This window comes from Kitasatospora sp. NPDC056446 (genome assembly GCF_042796115.1).
Taxonomy (GTDB): domain Bacteria; phylum Actinomycetota; class Actinomycetes; order Streptomycetales; family Streptomycetaceae; genus Kitasatospora.
Genome location: NZ_JBHTRF010000033.1, coordinates 80123 through 87068 on the forward strand (window position 1 = coordinate 80123; position 6946 = coordinate 87068).

4 protein-coding genes are annotated in these 6946 nt (G+C 71.4%); 2 read left to right on the forward strand and 2 right to left on the reverse strand.

All coding sequences use genetic code 11. The annotated features are described in order from the left end of the window. Window positions 1-104: 104 nt before the first annotated feature. Together ACFQ6N_RS21670 and ACFQ6N_RS21675 are read right to left on the reverse strand one after the other, a co-directional pair. Entirely contained in the window at window positions 105-311 is a 207-nt protein-coding gene (locus ACFQ6N_RS21670) for a cold-shock protein (RefSeq protein WP_380651267.1), read from the reverse strand. Between the two features lie 297 nt (window positions 312-608). Beyond that, window positions 609-2804: an MMPL family transporter gene (locus ACFQ6N_RS21675; RefSeq protein WP_380651270.1), complete on the reverse strand. Its 2196-nt coding sequence runs from the start codon at window positions 2802-2804 to the stop codon at window positions 609-611. A 565-nt stretch (window positions 2805-3369) separates the two neighbouring features. Between ACFQ6N_RS21675 and ACFQ6N_RS21680 the strand changes: the two genes are divergently transcribed. Then, window positions 3370-5604, forward strand: a complete 2235-nt coding sequence (locus tag ACFQ6N_RS21680; RefSeq protein WP_380651286.1) for an MMPL family transporter — start codon at window positions 3370-3372, stop codon at window positions 5602-5604. 168 nt (window positions 5605-5772) lie between these two features. Further along, window positions 5773-6666 carry a phosphotransferase gene (locus ACFQ6N_RS21685; protein WP_380651273.1) on the forward strand — a complete coding sequence of 298 codons (894 nt, stop codon included), beginning with the start codon at window positions 5773-5775 and terminating at the stop codon, window positions 6664-6666. Window positions 6667-6946 lie beyond the last annotated feature (280 nt).

Sequence of the window (6946 nt, forward strand, 5' to 3'; positions counted from 1 at the left end):
TGTAAACTCGCCGCCCGGGCGGTCGGGCGGCTTGTGGGGGGGCCCGCACCGTGCGGTGCGGGCCCCCGCTTCGCGATGATCGCGAGTCAGCGTGGAGGCTGACGTCAGCCGATGATCTGGATGTTCTCGGCCTGCGGGCCCTTCTGGCCCTGCGTGACGTCGAACTCGACCTTCTGGCCTTCGAACAGCTCACGGAAGCCCTGGGCCGAGATGTTCGAGTAGTGGGCGAACACGTCAGCGCCGCCACCATCCTGCTCGATGAAGCCGAAGCCCTTTTCGCTGTTGAACCACTTCACGGTGCCGGTAGCCATAACCGTCTCCTCTAAAACTGGGGCATCAGGGACTCACACCTCGTGAATCCCCAAGTAGCCGCGATCCCCATCCGGAGACTGAAACACCGGACAAAAACAAATGCGCCTGTTGGTTGGGACCAGCAGGCGCACACATGCGTTCATGGGAACCAAAACTGCAACTGACTCGACTGTAGCACGGTGACACCCCGGTCGACCGGGGATTTTACGCCGCACAGATCACGTTTGACCTGCCCGGGAAGCGGGGAGGCGGCGCCCCGCCGGAGCGGGACGCCGCCTGTGGAACCGGTGCCCGGGTCAGTGCCGGCCGGCCGGCTCGGGCACGCCGTGCGTGCCCGCCAGCGGTGCCGGGCCGTCGCCGTGGCCGTGGCTCGGGCTGTCGGCGTGGCCGGGCCACCAGGCGCGGTGGCCGAGCAGCGCGGTGAGGGCCGGGGTGAAGAACATCGCCATCACGAAGGCCGCCAGCACGATGCCGAAGGCCAGCGAGAAGCCGAGCTCCATGAAGAGGACGTTGCCCGCGAGCATGAAGGTCGCGAACGACGCCGCCAGGATGAAGCCGGCCGCCGCGACGGTCGGGCCGCCGTGCTTGATGGCCTCGCTGGCCGCCTCGCGCGGGCTGCGGCCCTCGCGGGCCTCCTCCCGGAGGCGGGCGATGATCAGGATGTTGTAGTCCGTGCCGATCGCCACCACGAACAGGTAGATGAAGATCGGCAGCATGAACATCAGGCCGGGCTCGCCCTTGAGGTTCTGGAAGACCAGGGTGGTGGCACCGAGGGTGCCGCCGAAGCCCAGGCCGACCGAGGCCATCAGGTACCAGGGGGCGACGACGCTGCGCAGCTGCAGGCCCAGGATGAGCATGATGATCAGGGCCGCGATCGGGAAGACCAGCGTGTAGTCGTGCACCATCGCGGTGTTGATGTCCTTGTACACCGACGTGATGCCGCCGACCAGGGCCTTGCTGTCGGCCGGGGCCGAGGCGTGGGCGGTGTCGCGGACCTTCTCGATGGTGTCGATGGCCTTGTTGGAGGCCGGCGCGTCGTTGAGCATCACGGTGAAGTCACCGGTGGTGCCGTCGGCGTTGATCGCCTTGTTCTCGGCGCTCGGCGTGACCACGCTGGCCACCCCGGGGACGCCCTGGAGCTTGTCGGCGAAGTCCTTGAGCGCGGAGTCGCTGAGCTTGCTGCCGTTGGTGCTGGTCAGGAAGACGTGGCTCGGGTCGGCGGCGCCGGCCGAGAACGCGGTCATCAGCTTGTCCTGGACGACCATCGACTCCTTGCCCTTGGGCATCGAGCTGCCGGCCAGGTCGTAGGTGCCGTGGTAGTTCAGGCCGGCCAGGGACAGCACCACCAGGATGGCGCCGGAGACCAGGGCGACCAGGCCGGGCTTCTTGCCGGTGATCCGGCCGAGCGCGGCGAACCGGGCGTTCCGGGGCTCCTGCATCCACTTCTTGCCCGGCCAGAACACGCCCTTGGACGGGATGACGGCGAGCACGGCGGGGGCCAGGGTCAGCGAGACCAGGGCGGTCGCGATGACGGCGATGGCCAGCGCCGGGCCGAGCGCGGTGAACATGCCCAGGCTGGAGAGGATCAGCACGGCGAAGGCGACGGCGACGGCACCGGCGGCGGAGGCGATCGCCTCGCCGACCCGGCCGACGGCGTTGGCCACGGCGGTCTTGCGGTCCTCGCCCAGGCGCAGCCGCTCGCGGTAGCGGAAGGCGAGGAAGAGGAAGTAGTCCGTGCCGACGCCCAGGACCACGATGATCAGGATCGCGGAGGTCATCGGGGAGGACTTGAGGTCGAACATCTTGATCGCGTCGGCGATCAGTCCGTTGGCCACCGGCATCGCGATGACCAGCGAGAGCAGGACCGGCAGGATGCCGGCCAGGATGCTGCGGAAGATGATGCCGACGATCAGGATGACCAGCAGCAGACTGCCGAACAGGACGATGGCGTCGGTGGCGCCGGAGGCGTCCTTCTGGTCCAGGCTGCTGGCGGCCTGGCCGCCGACCTGGAACTTCAGCCCGGTGCCGTCGGCGAGCTTGGTCCCCTCGTCACGCAGCTTCTTGGCCGCGTCGGGGAACTCCTCGGTCTGCGCCTTGGCCTTGTCGACGGCGACCATGGACAGCGCGTACTTGCCGTCCTTGGACTTCGACGTCTTGGCGTCGACCGAGGTGATCTTCTCGACCGCGGGGATGTTCGCGTCGGTCAGGCCCTTGACGATCTTGTCCATCGAGGCCTGGTCGGCGTCGTTCAGCGCCTGGCCGTCGTTGCGCTCGAAGAGCAGCAGCGCGGAGGGGGTGAAGCTCGACGGGAAGGCCTGCTCCTGGAGCTGCGCCGCCTGGATCGACTCGTAGTGCTTGGGCAGGAACGCGGACTCGTCCGTCTGCGAGGTGACCGTCGGGGCCGAGGCGACGATGGCGATCATCGCGACGACCCAGGCGAGGATCACCCACCACGCACGGCGGACGACGAAGTGTCCTAGTCGGTGGAACATGCTCTGATGCCTCCTGGGCATGACTCACCGCAGCCCTTGGGGGACGGGACGCTGGGCGACGGCAGGACCGGCCCGGAGCGCACGCTGGCACACCCTTGCCGGTCGGCAGGTAAGTAGGTTCGGGGCATCATCTTACGAGCACTTGCTTGCCGCCCGGCAAGGAGCCCCCGTCTTCCAACCCCCGTACGGGACCCCCCGAAACGGCCCCGACCCAGTTTCTCCCGACCGGACCCCCCTTGACCTCGTACTCCGGGTGGAGCCATCTCCCCCTCAGGGTGGAGGTGCGTCCCCTACCCCCAAGGAGGAGTTCTCGGGGTCGGGGGGTAGGGAAAACCCCACCCCGCCCCCGAAGCAGGCACCAGGGACGGCTCACCCGCCAGCCGGATTACCCCCCGACTCCCGCCTGCCTACTGTCGGTTGCGACGCCGGACCCGCAGCCGGCGCGCAGCGGACCGCGGCGCCGAAGGACCGGACCGCCACCGCTCCCGTCCGGCGACGACCGCCGCACTCCCAGGGGGGAACCTCCGTGAAGCCCGTGAGACCCAGACTCGGCACGGCCGCCGCGATGGGCGCCTGGAGCGCCCGGAACCGGAAGACCGCCGTCTTCGGCTGGCTGCTCTTCGTCATCCTGGCCGCCGTGCTCGGCGGCCTGCACGGCAGCACCCGGGTGACCGAGGCCGAGTCGATGCCCGGACAGGTCTCCCGGGCCGCGAAGATCCTCGACGAGGCCGGGGTGAAGAGCCCCGCGAGCGAGACCGTCCTGGTCCAGAGCACCACCCGCAGCGCCGACGACCCCGACTTCCGCGCCGTCGTCGCCCAGGTGGTCACCGCCGTCGACGGCACCGGCAAGGCCGCCGAGGTCCGCTCCCCGTACGACACCAGGGCGGTCTCCCGGGACGGCCACTCCGCGCTCGTCCTGGTGACGCTCAAGGGCGACCGGGACCAGGCCGTCACCGACGTCCCCGCCGTGCTGGACGCCGTGGCCGGCGTGCAGCAGCGCAACCCCGGGCTGACCGTGGTCGAACTCGGCGACGCCAGCTCCGGCAAGTGGATCCAGGACCAGTTCAAGAACGACTTCGCCCGCGCCGAGTGGACGGCCGTGCCGCTCGCCCTCGGCATCCTGCTGGTCGCCTTCGGCGCACTGGTCGCCGCCGTCCTGCCGGTGCTGCTCGCGCTCACCGCCTTCGTCGCGGCCGCCGGCCTGGTCGCACTCACCAGCGGGCTCCTGCACACCAGCAACGACGCCAGTTCGGTGATGCTGCTGGTCGGCCTGGCCGTCGGCGTCGACTACTGCCTGTTCTACCTGCGCCGCGAACGCGAGGAGCGGGCCGCCGGGCGCGACCCGCGGACCGCGCTGGCCGTGGCCGCCGCCACCAGCGGCCGGGCGGTGCTGGTCTCCGGCGTCACCGTGGTCGTCGCCATGGCCGGCATGTTCCTCACCGGCATCGCCGACTTCCGGGCGATGGCCTTCGCCACCATCCTGGTCGTGGTCACCGCCGTCCTCGGCTCGCTCACCGTGCTGCCCGCGCTGCTGTCGATGCTCGGCGACCGGGTCGACAAGGGCCGGGTGCCGCTGCTCGCCAAGCTGCGCCGCCCCGACGCCGCGCAGACCGGCGGACGGTTCTGGAACGCGGTGCTCACCCCGGTGCTGAACCGCCCGCTCGCCTCCACCGTGCTGGCCGGCGCCTTCCTGCTGGCCCTGGCCGCGCCGCTGCTCACCATGCACACCGCCAACCTGACCTTCCAGCAGCAACTGCCCCGGGGCAACGCGCTGGTCACCGCCTCGCAGAAGATCGAGGCCGCCTTCCCCGGCAGCCCCGCCCCGGCCACCGTCGTCATCAGGTCCGCCGACATCGGCTCCCCCGCGATGACCGCCGCGATCGCCGACCTGAAGGCGAAGGCACTGGCCAGCGGACGGATGCACGGCCCGGTGGAGGTCACCGTGCACGCCGACCGCAACGTCGCCACCGTCGACATCCCGCTCGACGGCACCGGCAACGACGCCACCAGCAACGACGCGCTGCGGACCCTGCGCGAGGACCTGGTGCCCTCGACCGTCCTCAAGGTGCCCGGCACCGAGGCCCCGGTCACCGGCCGCACCGCCGGGTCGTACGACTTCAACGCCAGGATGACCGGTTCGATGCCGCTGGTCTTCGGCTTCGTGGTCGCCTTCGCCTTCCTGCTGATGCTCACCTCCTTCCGCTCGATCGCCGTCGCCGCCACCGCCGTGGTGCTCAACCTGCTCTCGGTGGGCGCCGCGTACGGAGTGCTCACACTGGTCTTCCAGCACGGCGTGGGCGCCTCGCTGCTGGGCACCGCCGGGGTCGGCGCGGTGGAGTCCTGGGTGCCGCTGTTCCTCTTCGTGATCCTCTTCGGGCTCTCGATGGACTACCACGTCTTCGTGGTCTCCCGGATCAAGGAGGGCCGCGACCGCGGGCTGCCGACCCGGGCCGCGATCGCCCACGGCATCCGCTCCACGGCCGGGGTGGTCACCAGCGCCGCGGTGATCATGGTGGCGGTGTTCGCGGTCTTCGGCACCCTCTCCATGCAGGCGATGAAGCAGATGGGCGTCGGCCTGGCAGTCGCCGTGCTGATCGACGCCACGGTGATCCGCGCGGTGCTGCTGCCCTCGGTGATGACCCTGCTCGGCGACCGCAACTGGTACCTGCCGCGATGGCTGCACTGGCTGCCGGACCTCTCGCACGGCGAGTCCGTCCCGCCGATCGGCGCCCCGGACACCCTCCGGCAGACGCCCGCCGCCCCCGACCGGGAAGCGCGGCACCGCAGAGTCGGGGTCTGAACCCCCTCCGGACCCTTCCAGGCCCTTCCAAGCCCTTCCGGACCCTTCCGGACCCCGGACCGCGCGAACGGCGCCGGGCCCCGCAGCGCGCGGGGCCCGGCGTCCGTGCGTCATGATGATCACCGTCCGGGAGCCCCCGGATGAACACCGGCGGAACGGAGCCCCGTCATGATCCCCTTCGACGAGGGCCGCGCGCGACTGCTGCTCGCCCGCGCCTGCGAGTCCGCCGGACTGCCCGACCCCGGCGACGCCCGGCTGCTCGCACTCGGCGAGAACGCCGTCTTCGACCTCGGCGACCCGGCCGTCGTCGCCAAGGTCGGCCGCGGCCCCGAACTGCACGACCGGGCTCGGCGCGAACTGACCGTCGCCCGCTGGATGGCCGGGGAGGGCGTCCCGGTGGTGCGCCCCTACAACGCGGTGCCCCCCGAGCCGCAGTCCGCCGACGGGCACCCGGTCACCTTCTGGCACCGGCTCGCACCCGCCGTCCGCCCCGCCCGGCCCGTCGACCTCGCCCCGCTGCTGCGCACCCTGCACCGGCTGCCGGTACCGCCCGTCCCGCTCGGCCGGCGCGACCTGCTGGCCCCGGTCGAACGCTGGCTGGCCTCCGCCGAAGGCTACGTCGACCCGGCGGACGTCACCTTCCTGCGCCACCGCCGGGACGCCTTCGCCGCCGCCCTGGCCGACCTCGCCCCGCGGCTCGAACCCGGGGTGATCCACGGCGACGCGCTGCCCCGCAACGTCCACGTCGGCCCGGACGGACCGGTGCTGCTCGACCTCGAATTCGTCGCCGACGACCTGCGCGAACACGACCTGGTGGTCCTCGCCCTCGCCCACGACCGCTACGGCGTGCCCGGCGAGGAGTACCGCGCGTTCACCGGGGCGTACGGCTGGGACGTGCGGGAATGGCCCGGCTTCACCGTGCTGCGCGGGGCCCGGGAGACCGCCAGCGCCTCCTGGGTGGCGCAGCAGGCGGCCGGCAACCCGGCCGCGCTCGCGGAGTTCCGGCGCCGGGTCGACTCGCTGCGGGACGGGGCCACCGAGGTGCGCTGGTACCCGTTCTGACAGCGGGCCGATACCCCGGCGGACGGGCGGACCGACACCCCGGCAGGCGGCACGGATACCCCGGCGGACAGGCGGACGCCAACCGGGGCGGGTGTGAGAAGGCTCCCGGCGGGGAGCGGTCCGGCGCGCAACCGGGGCACGTAACCTCGGCGTCCTAGGGCGTGTCTGACGATTCCCGTCGGATCAGCGTGCGGCGTTGGGGTGCGTGCATCGCAAGGCGGAGGAGGGAGTCCATGCGGAGCATCGGCGACCGACCACAACGCGGCGAGGTGCGTGCCTG

What these genes read in the sequence shown, in the direction of transcription:
- ACFQ6N_RS21670 (WP_380651267.1), bottom strand. Translation starts at nt 311, where the DNA reads ATGGCTACCGGCACCGTGAAGTGGTTCAACAGCGAAAAGGGCTTCGGC.
- ACFQ6N_RS21680 (WP_380651286.1), top strand. Translation starts at nt 3,370, where the DNA reads ATGGGCGCCTGGAGCGCCCGGAACCGGAAGACCGCCGTCTTCGGCTGG.
- ACFQ6N_RS21685 (WP_380651273.1), top strand. Translation starts at nt 5,773, where the DNA reads ATGATCCCCTTCGACGAGGGCCGCGCGCGACTGCTGCTCGCCCGCGCC.
- ACFQ6N_RS21675 (WP_380651270.1), bottom strand. Translation starts at nt 2,804, where the DNA reads ATGTTCCACCGACTAGGACACTTCGTCGTCCGCCGTGCGTGGTGGGTG.